The sequence below is a fragment of the Parazoarcus communis genome, from assembly GCF_003111645.1.
GTDB classification, from domain to species: Bacteria; Pseudomonadota; Gammaproteobacteria; order Burkholderiales; family Rhodocyclaceae; genus Parazoarcus; species Parazoarcus communis_A.
This window is the reverse complement of sequence record NZ_CP022187.1, coordinates 1,981,445-1,997,788: the sequence shown is the minus strand read 5'-3', so window position 1 is coordinate 1,997,788 and position 16,344 is coordinate 1,981,445. Positions and strand designations below refer to the sequence as shown.

Annotated in this window: 19 protein-coding genes; 4 read left to right on the top strand and 15 right to left on the bottom strand. The window is 62.8% G+C overall.

Annotation, left to right across the window (positions count from 1 at the left end; translation table 11 throughout):
- Positions 1 to 39 precede the first annotated feature (39 nt).
- Both CEW83_RS09080 and CEW83_RS09075 read right to left on the bottom strand, forming a co-directional pair.
- Complete coding sequence (locus CEW83_RS09080) at positions 40 to 534, bottom strand: diheme cytochrome c (RefSeq protein WP_108949050.1); 495 nt, start codon at positions 532 to 534, stop codon at positions 40 to 42.
- A 16-nt stretch (positions 535 to 550) separates the two neighbouring features.
- Positions 551 to 970 carry a DUF1924 domain-containing protein gene (locus tag CEW83_RS09075; protein ID WP_108949049.1) on the bottom strand — a complete coding sequence of 140 codons (420 nt, stop codon included), beginning with the start codon at positions 968 to 970 and terminating at the stop codon, positions 551 to 553.
- Positions 971 to 1,157: 187 nt separating this feature from the next.
- Here CEW83_RS09075 and CEW83_RS09070 point away from each other — a divergent pair, with 187 nt between their 5' ends.
- From CEW83_RS09070 to CEW83_RS09060, 3 genes are read left to right on the top strand one after another with little or no spacing between them, the layout of a single operon-like run.
- Positions 1,158 to 1,520, top strand: coding sequence for a PepSY domain-containing protein (locus tag CEW83_RS09070; protein ID WP_108949048.1), 363 nt, complete (start codon positions 1,158 to 1,160; stop codon positions 1,518 to 1,520).
- Positions 1,520 to 2,182, top strand: a complete 663-nt coding sequence (locus CEW83_RS09065; protein WP_108949047.1) for a response regulator transcription factor — start codon at positions 1,520 to 1,522, stop codon at positions 2,180 to 2,182. Before CEW83_RS09070 ends, CEW83_RS09065 begins: the two co-directional genes overlap by 1 nt.
- Positions 2,179 to 3,546, top strand: coding sequence for a sensor histidine kinase (locus CEW83_RS09060; RefSeq protein WP_108949046.1), 1,368 nt, complete (start codon positions 2,179 to 2,181; stop codon positions 3,544 to 3,546). The genes CEW83_RS09065 and CEW83_RS09060 overlap by 4 nt, the downstream gene beginning before the upstream one ends.
- Positions 3,547 to 3,590: 44 nt before the next feature.
- Here the strand turns inward: CEW83_RS09060 and CEW83_RS09055 are convergent, their stop codons facing one another.
- From CEW83_RS09055 to pssA, 7 genes are all read right to left on the bottom strand, one after another.
- Positions 3,591 to 4,238: a class I SAM-dependent methyltransferase gene (locus CEW83_RS09055; RefSeq protein ID WP_108949045.1), complete on the bottom strand. Its 648-nt coding sequence runs from the start codon at positions 4,236 to 4,238 to the stop codon at positions 3,591 to 3,593.
- An 84-nt stretch (positions 4,239 to 4,322) separates the two neighbouring features.
- The gene (locus tag CEW83_RS09050; RefSeq protein ID WP_108949044.1) at positions 4,323 to 5,003 is read right to left on the bottom strand and encodes a lipopolysaccharide kinase InaA family protein; all 681 of its coding nucleotides are present in this window, start codon (positions 5,001 to 5,003) and stop codon (positions 4,323 to 4,325) included.
- Positions 5,000 to 5,695: a class I SAM-dependent methyltransferase gene (locus CEW83_RS09045; RefSeq protein WP_108949043.1), complete on the bottom strand. Its 696-nt coding sequence runs from the start codon at positions 5,693 to 5,695 to the stop codon at positions 5,000 to 5,002. The genes CEW83_RS09050 and CEW83_RS09045 overlap by 4 nt, the downstream gene beginning before the upstream one ends.
- 106 nt (positions 5,696 to 5,801) lie before the next feature.
- Positions 5,802 to 7,064: a sensor histidine kinase gene (locus CEW83_RS09040; protein WP_108949042.1), complete on the bottom strand. Its 1,263-nt coding sequence runs from the start codon at positions 7,062 to 7,064 to the stop codon at positions 5,802 to 5,804.
- The gene (locus tag CEW83_RS09035) at positions 7,057 to 7,740 is read right to left on the bottom strand and encodes a response regulator transcription factor (RefSeq protein WP_108951302.1); all 684 of its coding nucleotides are present in this window, start codon (positions 7,738 to 7,740) and stop codon (positions 7,057 to 7,059) included. Before CEW83_RS09035 ends, CEW83_RS09040 begins: the two co-directional genes overlap by 8 nt.
- 22 nt (positions 7,741 to 7,762) lie before the next feature.
- Positions 7,763 to 9,658, bottom strand: a complete 1,896-nt coding sequence (locus CEW83_RS09030; protein ID WP_108949041.1) for a sulfatase-like hydrolase/transferase — start codon at positions 9,656 to 9,658, stop codon at positions 7,763 to 7,765.
- Positions 9,659 to 9,769: 111 nt separating this feature from the next.
- Positions 9,770 to 10,555: a CDP-diacylglycerol--serine O-phosphatidyltransferase gene (gene pssA / locus CEW83_RS09025; RefSeq protein ID WP_108949040.1), complete on the bottom strand. Its 786-nt coding sequence runs from the start codon at positions 10,553 to 10,555 to the stop codon at positions 9,770 to 9,772.
- Positions 10,556 to 10,783: 228 nt separating this feature from the next.
- On the opposite strand from pssA, the gene CEW83_RS09020 reads away from it, so the two are divergent.
- The gene (locus tag CEW83_RS09020) at positions 10,784 to 11,665 is read left to right on the top strand and encodes a cation diffusion facilitator family transporter (protein ID WP_234419038.1); all 882 of its coding nucleotides are present in this window, start codon (positions 10,784 to 10,786) and stop codon (positions 11,663 to 11,665) included.
- A 19-nt stretch (positions 11,666 to 11,684) separates the two neighbouring features.
- On the opposite strand, the gene CEW83_RS09015 is transcribed toward CEW83_RS09020, so the two are convergent.
- From CEW83_RS09015 to ilvN, 6 genes are all read right to left on the bottom strand, one after another.
- Positions 11,685 to 12,986: an ATP-binding protein gene (locus tag CEW83_RS09015; protein ID WP_108949039.1), complete on the bottom strand. Its 1,302-nt coding sequence runs from the start codon at positions 12,984 to 12,986 to the stop codon at positions 11,685 to 11,687.
- Positions 12,983 to 13,636 carry a response regulator transcription factor gene (locus tag CEW83_RS09010; RefSeq protein ID WP_108949038.1) on the bottom strand — a complete coding sequence of 218 codons (654 nt, stop codon included), beginning with the start codon at positions 13,634 to 13,636 and terminating at the stop codon, positions 12,983 to 12,985. The genes CEW83_RS09015 and CEW83_RS09010 overlap by 4 nt, the downstream gene beginning before the upstream one ends.
- A gap of 33 nt (positions 13,637 to 13,669) precedes the next feature.
- A complete protein-coding gene (locus CEW83_RS09005) occupies positions 13,670 to 14,215 on the bottom strand; it encodes a cytochrome b/b6 domain-containing protein (protein ID WP_108949037.1) in 546 nt (181 codons plus the stop codon).
- A gap of 81 nt (positions 14,216 to 14,296) precedes the next feature.
- Positions 14,297 to 14,557: a PepSY domain-containing protein gene (locus tag CEW83_RS09000; RefSeq protein WP_108949036.1), complete on the bottom strand. Its 261-nt coding sequence runs from the start codon at positions 14,555 to 14,557 to the stop codon at positions 14,297 to 14,299.
- A gap of 182 nt (positions 14,558 to 14,739) precedes the next feature.
- Complete coding sequence (gene ilvC, locus CEW83_RS08995; RefSeq protein ID WP_108949035.1) at positions 14,740 to 15,756, bottom strand: ketol-acid reductoisomerase; 1,017 nt, start codon at positions 15,754 to 15,756, stop codon at positions 14,740 to 14,742.
- 88 nt (positions 15,757 to 15,844) lie between these two features.
- Positions 15,845 to 16,336, bottom strand: a complete 492-nt coding sequence (gene ilvN / locus CEW83_RS08990) for an acetolactate synthase small subunit (protein ID WP_108949034.1) — start codon at positions 16,334 to 16,336, stop codon at positions 15,845 to 15,847.
- Between the last annotated feature and the right edge of the window lie 8 nt (positions 16,337 to 16,344).

Sequence of the window (16,344 nt, the reverse complement as noted above, 5' to 3'; positions counted from 1 at the left end):
GTATTGTCCTGGAGAACGAAGCGTCATGACCGGAGGCGATCAGTCGTCATCGAAGTAGCCGCGGGCAGCGCCCTCGTGGCAGGCGGCGCAGTTGGCTTTCGATTTAACCTTCGGGTCGGCCCACTCGGCCGCGCGGATCTTGCGGTGCTCGCGCTTCCAGCGCGGGAGGTCGGTGATGCGCAGCGGAGCTGCGCCGGGGGCGAGGTCGCGCAGCAGTTTGCCGCTGAAGCGAAGCCCGCTGCTGTCGCCCGCATTGGCGGTCAGATAGCGGGTGATGATGTCGGCGCTTGCAGCGTCGACGCTCGCGTCGTCGCCGAAATGCTGGTCGAGCTGACCCATCAGCTTGCGCCACGATGCTGCAGGCAGCATGGAGGGCGGGAATGCGAGATGGCAGCTGCCGCATTCGTCTGCAGTGGTCTTGTCTGCGACCGGCGGGAAGTAGTGCCCGCCGTCGGCAACCGCACCCGTGAGGACGAAGGCGCTGACGGCAAGAATGAGTGAGGCGGATACGAGGGGGCGGACGGGAATGTTCATGATGGTCTCCTGCGGATTACTGGCTGATCATCCAGGTGAGCCAGTCACCTTTTTCGAGCGCAGTGCACTCGCGGCCAAGGACTTCGTTGCAGTTGCGCCTGAACCATTTCTCGACCTTTGCCGGATCGGTATAGCGATCCGGGCTGACCGATACCGCGACAGGGTCGATGCGCTTTCCGGTCTGGGTCTGGCCGGGCTTGCGCGGGTCCTTGGCATGGCACGATGTGCACGCTGGGGTGTCCGGTTTGCCACCGTCATGGCGGTCGCGATAGAGCGCCTCGCCACGCGCAGCGGAGAATGCGCTGAAGCTTGCATCGGCCGTGCGCGCCTCGGCCCTGTAGCGGTTGAGGAGTTCGTCGCGCGGACCCGCCGCGGCAAGTGCGGGAACGGCGAGTGCAAGAACAAGGATGGAAAGATTGAAGCGATTGCCGGGCATGTCTGCCTCCGGTGAGCGTGACTGGGAAGATGGCGCCATGATGGGCGCCGGCGGCTGAATGCATCCTGAAGCGGACGTTCATCGCGGGTTCAGTCGGCCACGGCTATAAGTGAGAGCCATGGATGCAGGCCTCGCAACTGCCGTGTCGTTATCATTCAAGCCTCGCCCCCGAAAGGAGTCCGTCGTAATGCGTTCCTTTGCTGCACGCCTTCTTGCCCCCCTGCTTTCCATGGCAGTGCTGTGCTCAGCCGCTGTCAGCATGCCGGCACGGGCTTCCGATGCGCACGACCATGACCGGGCGCGGCGTGCGCTCGAGGCCGGGGAGGTTATCCCGCTGCGCGACATCATCGAGCGCGTGGAGCAGTCGCATCCGGGGCAGATCATCGAGATCGAGCTTGAGCGGGACGATGGGCGCTGGTTGTACGAACTGAAGCTGCTGCGTGACGACGGCAGCATGGCCAGGTTGCTCGTCGATGCGAAAGACGGCAGCGTACTGTCGGTGCGCGGACGCAGGACCGGCGACGAGCGAAGCAAGGAGGAGCGGCACTGATGCGCATTCTCGTGGTGGAAGACGAGCCGACGCTCGCCGGGCAGCTTAAGCAGGCGCTCGATGCGGCGGGCTATGCGGTTGTCACGGCTGACAACGGTGAGGATGCGCACTTTCTCGGGGCCGTGGAAACCTTCGATGCGGTTATTCTCGATCTCGGCCTGCCGCGCATGGACGGGCTCACCGTGCTGGGCAAGTGGCGCGCAGACGGGATGACCGTACCGGTGCTGATCCTGACCGCGCGCGATGGCTGGCACGAGAAGGTGGCTGGCATCGATGCGGGCGCTGACGATTACCTGACCAAGCCGTTTCACATGGAAGAGCTGCTCGCCCGGATGCGGGCCCTGATCCGGCGGGCGGGCGGGCATGCGAGCGCGAGCCTTGCGTGCGGTCCGGTTGTACTCGATACGCGTGCCGGCAGGGTCAGCCTGAACGGTCAGCCGGTGAGCCTGACGAGTCATGAGTTCAGGGTGCTTGCCTATCTGATGCATCACCAGGGTGAGGTCGTGTCGCGCACCGATCTGAATGAGCACATCTATGCGCAGGACTACGACCGCGACTCCAACACCATCGAAGTGTTCATCGGGCGGCTGCGCAAGAAGCTGCCGGCCGGCCTGATCGAGACCGTTCGCGGACTGGGCTATCGGCTCGTGACGCCGGAATGAAACAGGCGCTGCCGCGTGTCGGTTCGCTGCGGTTCCGGCTGCTTGCCGGCAGCCTTGTATGGATCCTGGCAGCGCTCACGCTGTCGGGTTTCTTTCTCGCTGATCTCTTCCGCGAGCATGTTGCTGCCCGTCTGCATGCAGAGTTGCGGGTTCAGCTCGACCAGCTCACCGCCAATGTCGAGTTCGGCGAGGATCTGCGTCCCAGGCTCCTGTCTGCGTTGAGCGATCCGCGCCTGCAGAAGCCGTACTCTGGACTCTACTGGCAGGTCGACGGGGAGGGCGCCCACGGTATCGGACACCTGCGCTCACGCTCGCTGTGGGACACGGTGCTCACCGTGCCGGCCGACCGCCTTGATGACGGCCAGGTGCACATCCACCGCATCGGCGGTCCGGACGGCGCCACGCTGGTCATGATGGAGCGTGTGGTCAGGCTGGCGGACCACCCCGGTCTGCCCCTGCGCCTCATCGTGGCGGTCGATGAGCAGACGATGGAAGGCCCGGTGCGCGAATTCGTCGGCCTGCTCGTGCTGGCCTTGTGCATTCTGGCCGCCGGTCTGGCTGCGGCGGTCTTCATTCAGGTGTGGGCAGGCCTGGCACCGCTGCGGCGTCTGCGCCGCGGTCTCGCCGACGTTCGGGACGGGCGCAGCCGCGCGCTGGAGGGGCGGTTCCCGGATGAGGTGCGTCCGCTGGTCGATGAATTCAATGCGGTGCTGGGGCGCGACGCAGAGGTGGTCATGCGTGCGCGCACGCAGGCGGGCAACCTCGCGCATGCGGTCAAGACCCCGTTGGCCATTCTTGCGAATGCGGCGGCAGCGGAGGACAGCGCCCTTGCACGCCTCGTTGCTGAACAGGTCGGTGCCGCACGTCGCCAGGTGGATTACCACCTCGCCCGCGCCCGCGCCGCTGCTGCGGTGCAGGTGCCCGGGGTGCGCACCCCCTTGCGACGGGCGCTCGAGGCGCTGCTCAGGGTCATGCAGCGCCTGCATCCGGATCGGGTGCTGTCGGTCGAGTGGCGTGGTGCGGCAGGCGATGCGGTGTTCCGTGGCGAGGAACAGGATCTGCAGGAAATGCTCGGCAATCTGCTCGACAACGCGTGCAAATGGGCCGCATCACGGGTCGACGTCAAGGTGTCGGTGAGCGGGCAGGGGCTCGTCGTCAGTATCGACGACGACGGTCCCGGTCTGGCGCCGGAGGTCAGGGAGGCGGTGTTCGAGCGTGGCGTGCGCACCGACGAGCTGGTGCCGGGGTCCGGCCTTGGTCTGGGCATCGTGAATGATCTCGCCCGCCTGTACGGCGGGTCCGTCGTGCTCGAAGCATCGCCCGGCGGCGGGCTGCGCGCGGTCCTGAGCCTGCCCGCCGGATGAGCGCCGCTCCCCGGGCCGTGCGCTGCGAACGGTGCCGTCGGTGCTCAGGCTTCGATGCGCTCGAATAGCGCGAGATGCAGTGTGTGAATGAAGGGGCTGCGGGCGAAGTCCCGCACCAGTCGAAAGCCGGCGCGTGCGAAGTACGCTTCGACCTCGCGCAGCGAAGTTGAGTGCTTCTCCGACGGGCGTCCGCCGCGCAGTACGCGGATGCGGCGCTTGATCGAGGTGACGGACCAGGGACTGAAATAGGACATCGCCACATACCTGCCCGAGATCCGGCACAGCTCGCTGACCGCACGCTGGCGAATGTCGGCGTTGGGGAAGTGATGGAAGAGGCGGAAGGAGAACACCGTATCGAAGGCCCGGTCGGGGTAGGTGGTGTGCTCGATGTCCTGCTTGTCGACACCGTGTGTCAGTCCGTGTGCGTGCAGCGTGCTGCCCGCGATGGCGATCATGGCATCCGACAGGTCCGCTGCGGTCACCTGATAGCCGCGCTGGCTCACATGCAGGCTCAGACGGCCGCCGCCACATGGCAAATCCAGAACGCGGTGTGCAGGGGGAACCATGGACAGCACCTTGTCCACCAGGCGCATTTCAGCCTGATGCTTGTCCGGATCCACCTGCTGGTAGGCGGTCGCGGTCCGGCTGTCGTACTTGAAGCGTCCGCGGTACCCGGCGGTGAGACTGTGCATGTTGCAACTCCCTGAGTGATGATGGTGTCAGGGAGTTTGGGCTGCCGGGTGTTGGCGAAGTGTGCTGCTGCTGTGAAGAAAAGCTCAAACGTCGGTATTTTCGCGCAGTGCCTGTCGGTGCGATTCGAGCATCATGTCCCACTGCGCCGGGGTCAGGATCGACTGATGACGTTTCAACTGGTCGAGGTCGCGCTTGGCCGCAGCGTCCGCGCTGAAGCGGCGGCGCATTTTCTCGAGGTCGAGCAGGGCGACGTCGGGTTGCTCGCCCTGCCAGCGCACCATCACATGCTTGTCGTAAAGGCAACCGTGCTGAAAACGCGCACGGTGAAGCACGCCGAGCACCCGGCCGAGCTCGGTTGCCAGGGTCTCGCGTTGTGCTGCGCTCAAGCCGGTGTGCTCGGACAGCGCGGTAAAACCATCGAGCGCACGGGTGGCGAGAACGGCTTCGGTTCCGCGCGAATACTTGCGCACGCCGTGGTAGACCGTTTCCGGCACGCGCAAGCCGAGGTTGCGCACCGCGTCGAGAAAGTGGGCTTCCCTGCTCGCCGTCGGCCAGCCCAGCGGGTGGCTCAGGGTGCGGCACAGGTGATTGCGCTGGCGCTTGACGTAACACAGGGTGTGATCGGTGAGGGCGCGAATCACCCCACTCCAGCCGTCACGCCTCTCATTGGGTGTTTCCACCCATTCGCCCGGCAGTGTCCACCAGTGCTCGAAGTCGTCCTGCTTAGCGGTTGTGGCAGACAGTGAGGGTGCGAGTCTGTTCATCTATCGATCCTGCGCAGTACATAGGTCCGCCACATAGCATACATCGGCAGAAAGTCGTAGTGGCCAAGAATCTCGAAACCGTTGCTGCGAAACTCGCTCTCAATCTGCTTTGCCGGGATCACGAAACGGTTCTGGGGACCGCGGTTTTCCCTGCGGTCGCGCCTGTGCTCAAGCCGTGCACGCTTCCATGCCTTGTAGTTGCCGTCCACCCACATGGACAGGATGACCGTGTCGCGGGTGACGCGGTGAAACTCCCGCAGCATCTCCAGTCGGTGTTCGTGTTCGCCGATGTGGTGCATCAGGCGCATGCAGAAAATGCTGTCAACGGCACGATCGGGAAGGTCGATGTCAAACGCCGAAGTCTGGAAGGTCTTCACCCGCCGAACGATTTCTGGCGACTGGGACTGGGTGGCGATGGAGAGCATGTCCGCCGAGTTGTCCGCAGCGAGGATCACCCGGTTGGGCTGCTCCGCGAGCAGTGGCCAGAACCGTCCTGCACCGCAGGGCAGATCCAGCACCAGGGTCGGGTCTCCGGCCAGGTGCAGGGCCTGGCGGGCAATCTGGATGTCGCGATAGTTTGAGAGACGGCGTGCGAGGCCATCCTGATGCTTCTCGAAGTAGGCCCTTGCGTGGCGGAGGTCGTATTTCTCCGAGAAGGGCAGACGGGTAGGCGATTGGCTGGACGTGTGCACGAGCTGACTCCGCAGTGATTCAAAGTGCGCAGTCTGGCGAGGCTGCTGTGACCCCGCCGTCGTACAGGTGTCAAATTATCGTGAAGTGACGTTCAACCGGCCGGTTTCACCCCAGGTCGACTTCGAACACGCAACCGCCACCGGCGGCATCCGAGAGCTCGATCTTCCACCCCTGCTGTGCGCAGATGCGCTGAACCAGGGAGAGCCCGATGCCGATACCGTCTCCGCGACTGCTTCCGCCGCGGACGAAGGGGCGGAAGACGCTCAGCCGTTCCGCAATCGGGATGCCGGCGCCGCTGTCGATGACCTTGAAGCGCCTGCCTTGCAGCACCAGCTGCACGTCGCCCTTGTCGGTGTAATGCAGGGCGTTGCGCAGCAGGTTGGCGATCACGGCGCGCAGCATCGGTGTTGGGTAGAGCGTGTCGTCCGGTGCCTCGACCGTCAGCCGCAGACCAAGCCTGCGCTGCTCGGCGTCCGGGCTCCAGCGTCGGAACTGCTCTTCGGCGATGTGTTGCAGCGTGTTCATCGACGCCGGCTGACGTTTGGCCTGCTCGCCGCGGGCGAGCCACATGAAGGTTTCGACGAGCTCGCGCATCTCCTCGCTGGCATGCTGGATGCGTTCGATCTGCGTCCGTTCGCGTGCGTCGTGGGGCAGGGTTTCGAGCAGCAGTTCGCAGGAACTGGCGATTACCATCAGCGGTGTGCGCAGTTCGTGGCTGACATCGCTGGTGAACAGGCGCTCACGGTCGAGCGCTTCGCGCAGCTGGTTCAGGGTGTCGTCGAAGGCCGCCGCCAGTTGTCCCACCTCGTCCGCCGGATAGTCGGTTGCAAGTGGTGGCGCCAGCGACAGCAACTGGTCGCGATGTCGCACCTGGCCAGACAGGCGGATGACCGGGGCGATGACCTTGCCTGCGGTCAGCGTGCCGATGATGAATGCGGCCAGCAGGCTCAGCGCGAAGCCCGAGACGGCCGCGATGTAAAGGCGGTTTTCACGCTCTTCGAACTCAACCTGGTCGAGCACCAGGATGAACCGCTTCCCGGCCTCGTCGCGGGTCAGCACATGCCAGTCTACGTCGTCGTGTTCGATCTCGCTGAAGCCGGGCGTCAGGTTGCGCAGCCAGTCGGGCAGGGTCGCGTCGTCTGCCGAGGGCGCGCGGTACAGCGTCAGCTCCGGCCCCAGATAGGGCTTCTCACCTTCGCTGACGGTGGAGGTGATGACATCGAGCTGGCGGTTCAGGCCTTCTGCCACAAGCTGTACCTCAGCCTGGTTGATGAAGATCACGATGGCCAGCGCGAACAGGCCGGCGACGACCGTCGTCATCAGCGTAAACGCCGTGACGATACGCCCGGAAAGGCTTCTCTCAGCCATCGCCTGCGAGTGCAGCGAGACGGAAGCCCACCCCATGAACAGTCTGCAGCAGGGGAGAGGGGAAGGGTTTGTCGAGTTGCTGGCGCAGGGCATGAATGTGGCTGCGCAGGCTGTCGCTGTCGGGGGGCTCATCGCCCCAGAGCGCGGTTTCGAGCACTTCGCGGCGTACGACCGCGGGGCTCTTCTGCATCAGCACTGCGAGCAGCTTGAGGCCGATCGGCCCCAGGTGGAGCAGCTGGCCGCCACGGGTGACTTCGAGGGTGTCGAGGTCGTAGCTGAGGTCGGCGACCTTCAGCAGCCGTCTGCCGCCGCCGCGGCTGCGCTTGAGGACTGCCTCGATGCGGGCGGCCAGCTCTGACAGCGCGAAGGGCTTGGTCAGGTAGTCGTCGGCACCGGCGCGAAAGCCGGTCAGGCGGTCGTCGAGCGCATCCCGTGCCGTGAGCATGATGACCGGCGTGTCGCTGCGCTCGCTCTCGCGCAGACGCTGGCACAGGGTGAAACCATCCATTCCGGGCAGCATCACGTCGAGCACGATGAGCTCGTAGTGATTGACGGCGGCAAGATGCAGTCCGGTCAGTCCGTCCTGGGCGCAGTCCACCTCGTAGCCCTTGAGCGTGAGGTAGTCCGCAAGGTTGGCGAGGATGTCACGATTGTCCTCGATCAGTAGCAGCCGCATGGTCATGCCTCAATGATGCGCCTCAGCCGGGCGCACGCGTGAAACGTGTGAGTGTATCCATGATTTCGACCATCGGCTTGCGGATCGCCATTCGTGCGGCATCGCCGTCGGCGAGCGGGTTGTCGTCACCGTCGGTGATCTCATTGCGCGCAGCGCCCACCGCATTGATCGGGAAGGTGACCTTGTAGTCGTCACCGATGTAGGCGATCCGGTTCCAGTCGGCGGCGACGGCGTAATCGCGGTGGAAGTCGCTCGCGAGCAGGTTGTGGCCGTTGGAGTAGTCCTCGGGCGGGTTGCTCACGCCGAGCAGGGGCAGCAGGGTGGCCGGAATGTCGAGGTGGCTGCTGATGCCCGTCATGACGCGCGGCGCGGCGCCCGGTACGTATATGACGCCGGGGGTGCCGGTCTGGAAGCGGTTGAACTCCGCACTGTGGCCCCAGCGCTTGCGCTCCATGAACTCTTCACCGTGGTCGCCGAGCACGATCACCACGGTATGCTCGAGCAGGCCCTGCGCCTTCAGGTGCTCGATCACGCGACCGATCTGGGCGTCCACGTGATGCGCAGCGTTGATGTAGCGGTTCTTGATCGCGCCGATCTGCTCCGACAGGTTGGTGGTGATGTAGTTGAAGTCCTCGAGATACGGACTTGCGATCACGGCCCGTTCCGGGAAGTCGTAGTTGGCATGCGTCGACTCGAAGAACATGTAGGTCATGAAGGGCCGGGCCTTGTCCCGACCATCAATGAATCCGAGCATGTTGTCGATGTTCTGGACGTCGCGCTGCCAGGCCGGTGCGCCGTTCTCGATGGGGTGGAGGTCTTCCGCGCGCATGTTGGCGAAGACGGTCTTGTCGAAGGCGGGATAGGTGAAGCGCTGGCTGGTGTGAAGGCTGAACTGATAGTTCTGTTGCTGCATCACGTCCATCAGCACCGGCGCGCGGCGGGCGGCAAGCATGGGGAACCAGTTGTTTCCGTACAGCCCGTAGAACATCGAGAACACACCCATCTGTGTCATGTTTCCGCCGCTGAAATGCTTCTCCAGACGCAGTGCCTCGTTCGAGAACTGCCACGTCCTGGGCATGATCTTCGGGTCGAGCATGTCGAAGCGCAGCGACTCCGCAACCAGCCACACGATATTGAGCGGTGCGGCGGGCGCAACGGTTTCGAGCGGTTTGCGCGGGTAACTCAGCGAGCCGCTCCGGATGCGCACGCCATTGCTCTCGGCCGCTTCCGCCTCGATCCCCATCTTGCGGGCGAACTTGTCGAAGGTCATGGGCTGGTAGAGCGGGTAGCGTTCGCTGGCGAAGAGCACCGGTTCGTAGTGCAGCACGGCACTGAATCCATAGGCAATCCGCTCGCCGAGCGTGAGCGCGAGGAAGGCGGCGAGAACCCAGCGCCAGCGTCCGCTGCGCGCCGGGGTGGCGCCTGTGTGCGCACGCAGCGCAAGCAGATAGGCGCCTGCCTGGGCGAGGATGAGCGCGACAACGATGGCGGTCGCCGTCAGTTCCGTGCTGCGACTGGCGCCGAGCGATGCAATCCCACCCGGCGTGGACACAAGGTCAATCACAAAGCCATTGATATGGAAGCCGTACATGCCATAGATCATGCGGTCGGCAAACAGCAGGGTCTGGGTGAGGCCGGCCAGGCCCACGGCCAGCACGGCCATCAATGCCGCAGCGGACTTCAGGCCAGGTATCGATCTCAGCACCCGCAGGCCGAGATGGCCAAGCAGCGCGGTGGGCAGGAGGTAGAACGCGGCGTAGCTCAGCGTCGTCGCCAGACTCCAGCCGGCCACGGCGGGTTCGGAGAACTCACGCGCGGTCTGGAACAGCAGCACCTGCGCCAGACAGATCAGCCATGACAGCAGCAGGAAGCGGTTGAACTGGGCGTTGCTGGGAAGACGGGACCGCGCGGGCTGCATTCGGAGCTCCGGAGACATGGACCACGGATCATGATCTCGGTGGTGTCGCCGGAAGCTCAAGGAAGTGTGAAAAGTTTGTGAAAGCGCCTGAACAGCGCAGTTAGAACCGCGTCATTCCGGCGGCGTATCGGCTGCCCGGGGCTCCTCGGCGACGGGTCTGGCGTCCGGACGCTGCCGGCGCTTGCGCCAGCGCAGCACGTACATGACGTAGCCCGACAGCGCATAGATGACAAAGAGGCCGAAGAGAACGCCCGGCGGATAGCTTGAGACCAGCGCGAACGCGAGCACCAGCGCGATGAGTACGATGAAGGGCACGCTCTTGCGCAGGTTGATGCTCTTGCCGCTCCAGAACAGCACATTGCTGACCATGGAGATGCCGGCAAACATCGTCAGGATGCAGGCGTACCAGCGCACATCGCTGCCCGCAATACCGTTGTCGATGACCACCCAGACCAGTCCCGCAACCAGCGCTGCCGCAGCCGGGCTGGGCAGACCCTGGAAGTAGCGCTTGTCGACCACTTCAATGTTGGTGTTGAAACGCGCCAGACGCAGCGCGGCACCGGCGCAGTAGATGAAGGCTGCGATCCAGCCAAGCTTGCCCATGTCCTTGAGAGCCCACTCGTACACCACGAGGGCAGGGGCCGCGCCAAAGGAGACCATGTCTGACAGCGAATCGTATTCGGCGCCGAACTCGCTCTGCGTATGGGTGAGGCGAGCAATGCGGCCGTCGAGTCCATCGAGCACCATGGCAATGAAGATTGCAACGGCGGCAACCTCGAAGCGCTGGTTCATCGCCTGCACGATGGCGAAAAATCCGGCAAACAGCGCCGCAGTGGTAAACAGGTTGGGCAGGATGTAAATGCCGCGGCGGCGCTTCTCGGGTGTGATCAGAGGCATGCGGTCAGTGTGGTCCACTTGAAAAGCTGACTTGAGAGAATGCCAGATTCTAGCCTATCGGGCACCTTCTGCCCGGTCTCCGATAAACTTGGGTGTATCTGAACGTAGCGGATGCGTGCTTGATCATGCGCTGTTGCGCGCAGGCAGGTGTCAGCGGATTGTTCATCTCCAATTCACGCTTAGCGTGCTACACAGCCCTTGTCGCTTTTGACAGTCCGGAATTCGTCGATGTCCCCGTTCAAGAACATGGAAGCGCGTCATTATTTCTGGTTGGCCACCGCGGCCGCGGTGGTCACCATTCTGCTCAAGACCCTCGCCTGGTGGACAACGGGATCAATCGGTCTGCTGTCGGACGCCATGGAGTCCTTCGTCAACCTCGCTGGTGCGAGTTTTGCGCTGTGGATGATTACGATCGCAAAATGCCCACCGGACGAAGACCATCCATTGGGGCACGGCAAGGCCGAGTACTTTTCGGCTGGTTTCGAGGGTGTGCTGATCTTCGGTGCCGCGGGTGCGATCATCTGGTCAGCTGTGGAGCGCCTGTTTTCCCCCATGCCGCTCGAGTCGATCGGCGTCGGCCTTGCTTTCTCGATCTTGAGCAGCCTGCTCAACCTCGGTGTGGCCATTTCACTGGGTCGTGCTGCCGTGCGACTGCGCTCGATTGCACTCGAGGGCAGTTCCAGGCACCTGATGACGGACGTGTGGACTTCGGCAGGTGTCGTCGTTGGGCTGATCCTCGCGAGCACCACGGGATGGCTGTGGCTCGATGCGATCGTGGCCATTCTGGTGGGGCTGCATATTCTGAGTGAGGGCTGGGGGCTGATTCGCAGTTCAGCGCATGGTCTGATGGATGCCGCACTGCCGGGCGAGATGATCGAAACGATCGAGGGTGTGCTGCGCGGGTTTGCGGAGCGTGGTGTGGAGTACGCAGACCTGCGCACGCGTCGGGCTGGTGCCGCGAGTTTCGTGTACGTGGATGTGCTGGTGCCCAGAGATTGGAATATTGTGCGCACACACGACACGCTCGACGAAATCGAGCTCGCCATTCAGCGTGCGGTGCCCGGAGCCCACGCATTCACCCATCCCGAACCGCGAAAGTCCGAGACCTGAGTTTCGACGGCTGCCTGCTTTAGCTGTGTCCGCTGTCAACGCTGCCATACGGCAGCGAGAGTTCGATCGAGCACCCTGCTGCTTCATCGCACAGGGTCAGTGTGCCGCCGTGCGCCCGTGCCACAAGGTCGGCCAGCATCAGGCCCAGCCCTGTATGTTCTGAGTAGGTCTGGGCGCTGATCGCCTGCTGCAGCATGGCTCGCTTCGCCGGTGGGATGCCACTGCCGTTGTCGCTCACCCGCATGATGATGCCGTTTTCCTCGCGGACGGTGATGCGTGCGCTGTCGGCATGGTGGCGGGTCGCGTTGTCGAGCAGGTTCATCAAGGCAGCGGCGATCAGGTCGGGATCTGCCCGAATGCAGTCAACGCCGTCTGTTGTTGTCGTCAATCCATCGAAAGTCAGGTGGGTCACGAGGTCGTGCATGCAAAATGACTGCATGACAGGCTCGGAGCCGCTGCGAAACAGGGCGAGCAAGGCGGTAACAACGCGCTGCAGTCGATTTGCGGCGGCGCGTGTGCGCAACAGGCGTGGACGAAGTTCAGCCGGACTCTCGCGCAAGGCGACAGCCAGTTGTGCGTCCAGTCCGGCCAGAGGGGTGCGCAGCGCATGCGCGGCGTGAGCCGAAAATGCCTTCTCATTGGCGATGCGCTGAATCAGGCGGCCACTGAGCGCGGTAATGGCGTGGTGCATCGGCTCAAGCTCGACACGCGTTACCGCAGGCAAGGCCGCGCGCTGGTCGAGCGGGTCGAATGTACGCACGGCATCCGACAACTCAGCCACAGGGATAAGTTCGCGTTTGAGCCGCCACCTCAACCACAAAACGCATATCAAGCTAATGCCCAAGGCGAACTGGGCTGTGTATTGGGCGGCTTCGAAACCGATCTCCCTGCGCTCTCCTGCATCCTGCGCGACATGCAGAACGAGGTTTTCAGCGCCAGGAATCTCCATGGTGACGACCCGCCATGCGTCGCCTGCATTGGAAAGTCCGGGTGTTCGGGTGTCGAGCAGAGGTCGTTCAGGCGCGTCATGAGAGCGCATCACGCTTCGACCGTTCATGTCCACTACCTGCCAGATCAGGTGCTCGACATGCGTCGGAGCCGGCATTGTTGTCTGCTCATCGCTGAGGGGCGTGCGCTGCAGGTGGCGCGAAAGTAACCCAAATATGATCTGCGCTGACTCATCCAGGGCGCTGTCCTGTAGTTCGTCGATTTCGTGACGGACGACAGTCCATACTGCAGCAGTGACCGCTACGCTCCAGACCAGCGCGATCAGTACGACGCTGGTCGAGAGTCTGCTTCGAATCGATGTGGGGGTTTTCATGCGGGAATGCGATAACCCATGCCGCGGACGGTTTCGATCAGATCCTTCCCGAGCTTGCGGCGCAGGTGGCTCACGTGCACTTCAAGGGCATTGCTCATGACCTCTCCGTCAAAACCACTGACCAGCGCTTCGAGGTCGTTCTTCGAGACGATTCGTCCACAGCGGAGCACGAGCGCCTCGATCAGGGCCCATTCCCGGGCAGTGATCTGTGCGGGCTTTCCGTCAACCCGGACCGCGCGTGCTGTCAGGTCGATTTCCACGTCGCCGAACTTGCGCAGGTGGTTGGATACGCCGCTCAGGCGGCGCCCCATTGCACGCACCCGGGCAGCAAGCTCTTCCGGTGCGAACGGTTTGACCATGTAGTCATCTGCACCGCTGTCGAGCCCTTGAATACGGTCACTGAGACGGTCGCGGGCAGTCAGGACCACAGCAGGCGTTGTGTTGCCGTGTCTGCGCAAGCTGGCGATCCAGTCGGTGCCCGAGCCGTCGGGCAGGTTCCAGTCGACCAGCAGCAGATCAAAGGCCTCCTGTGCCAAGCCCCTTGTTTCCGAAATTGACATGAACCATTCGACCACATGCCCTTCGCTGCGCAGAAAGTCCTTTAGGCCTTCACCCAGTGTGATGTCGTCTTCCAGTAGCAGCAGGCGCATGTATCAGGCTATCCGGCGGGAGTCTCAAGTCGTTTAGGGTTTTCCGCTGCGGGTCTTCACGCCCGTGATCATGGCGCCAACGAGATTGATGCCTTCAATACGGCTCATGATAATCGCTGCGGCAGCATGCAGCACGGCAAAGCCGATCAGTGTTGAGCCAAGTATTTCGTGCAGTTCCTGCAGCCATTCTTCACCCCAGAAGGCGTCGAGCGTCTGCATGAAGCCCGTGGCACCCAGCGCCAGTACCAGCGTGATGAGCGCCAGCATCATCAGCGCGCCCAGCGGGTTGTGTCCGGGATGAAAATCAGGCTCGCCCGCGACGACGCGGCTGACATGTTGCTTCAGCCGGGCGGGGGTCGGGAAGAAATCAGAGAACCGTGCATGGCGACTGCCGACGAAGCCCCAGACTATCCGTGCAACAACCAGTCCACTCGCGGTATAGCCAATCCACTGGTGGATGAGCTCACCGTCATCGATGATGAAGTAGTTGGTGAGGATGCACAGCACGAGGCTCCAGTGGAACACGCGGACAAAGCGGTCCCATACGCGAATAGAGGTGGCGGCTTCTGAAGCGCTCATGTCAGCAGTCCTCGTTGCAGTCCGGATCGACGCATTTCAAGGTCGATCCGGTATGGTTAGTAGCTACAGTGAATACGGCAATCAGGACTTGGTTTCGAGAATGTCGGCGGTGACCGGGTCGAAGTAGATTTCGACCTTTTTGCCGGCCTTGTCGTAGCCGTAGATTTCGTAGCACTTGCCCTTCGAAACCTTGAAGGTCTTGATCTGGTAACCCTGAGCTTCAACCTTGGCCTTGAAGTCTGCTTCCTTCATCCACTTCTCTTCCGGCGCGTTGCAGGTCGGGCCGGCGAAGGCGGTCGTGGCGGTGGCGGCGATGATGGCGGCGGCAAAGAGCTTTTTCATACTGGCTTCCTTTATCGATAGAAGCGCCCCGGCTGGGGCGACGGAATGCATTTAAACCCGCCAGCATGAAGCCAAGCTTAAGCTGGGCTCAGCAGATGTATCGATTCGTTGCTGCAGCGAACAAAAAGAAAAGGCCGGAAGCGCATTGCGCTTCCGGCCTTCTGAACCGTGACGAAGACGTCTTAGTTCTTCGACTTGTCGACCAGGGCCTTGGCCTTGATCCACGGCATCATGTCGCGCAGCTGACCACCGACCTGCTCGATCGCGTGCTCTGCATTGAGGCGACGACGCGCGGTCATGCTCGGGTAGTTGGTCTTGCCTTCCTGGATGAACATCTTGGCGTATTCACCGGTCTGGATGCGCTTCAGGGCGTTGCGCATGGCGGCGCGCGACTGCTCGTTGATCACCTCGGGGCCGGTCACGTACTCGCCATACTCCGCGTTGTTGGAGATGGAGTAGTTCATGTTGGCAATGCCGCCCTCGTACATCAGGTCGACGATCAGCTTGAGCTCGTGCAGGCACTCGAAGTAGGCCATCTCGGGGGCGTAGCCGGCTTCGGTCAGGGTTTCGAAACCCATCTTGACCAGCTCGACTGCACCGCCGCACAGCACGGCCTGTTCGCCGAAGAGGTCGGTCTCCGTCTCTTCCTTGAAGTTGGTCTCGATCACGCCGCCCTTGGTGCCGCCGTTGGCAGCAGCGTACGACAGCGCGATGTCCTTGGCCTTGCCGGACTTGTCCTGATACACGGCGATCAGCGACGGCACGCCGCCTCCGCGCAGGTACTCGGAACGCACGGTGTGACCGGGGCCCTTGGGGGCGACCATGATCACGTCGAGGTCTTCACGCGGCACGACCTGGTTGTAATGCACGTTGAAGCCGTGGGCAAAGGCCAGCACGCCGCCCTTCTTGATGTTGGGCTCGACTTCTTCCTTGTACACGGAGGGGATGTTCTCGTCCGGCAACAGGATCATGACGACGTCAGCGGCCTTGACCGCCTTGCCGATTTCTTCGACCTTGAGGCCTGCGGCCTTGGCCTTGTCCCACGACGGGCCGCCCTTGCGTACTGCAACGGTGACCTTGACGCCGGAGTCGTTCAGGTTCTGGGCGTGGGCGTGGCCCTGCGAGCCGTAGCCGACGATGGTGACCTTCTTGCCCTTGATGAGGGAGAGGTCGGCGTCCTTGTCGTAATAAACTTTCATGGTTTTCCTTTCAGATATCAAGGGCAGTAATCGCCTGCGGCCGACATCATAAGGGCAGGTCGGCCGGGCGCAAAACGGATGGGAGGGGTCAGAGCTTCAAAACACGGTCGCCGCGCCCGATACCGCAGACGCCGGAGCGCACGGTTTCGAGGATCAGCGCCGGATCGATGGCCTTGGTAAAGGCGTCGAGCTTGGACTGATTGCCCGTGAGCTCGATCACGTATGACGCGTCGGTGACATCGATGATGCGAGCGCGGAAGATGTCAGCGGTGCGCTTCATCTCCTCTCGGTCCTTGCCGGTAGCACGGACCTTGATCAGCATCAGCTCGCGCTCGATATGCGCGGCTTCAGAGATGTCCACCACCTTGACCACTTCGACCAGCTTGTTGAGCTGCTTGGTGATCTGCTCGATGATTTCTTCCGAGCCGATGGTGACGATGGTCATGCGCGACATCGACGCATCTTCCGTGGGCGCCACGGTCAGGGATTCGATGTTGTAGCCGCGCGCGGAGAAAAGGCCGGACACGCGTGACAGCGCACCGGATTCGTTTTCGATCAGCAGGGAAATAACGTGACGCATGATGATTT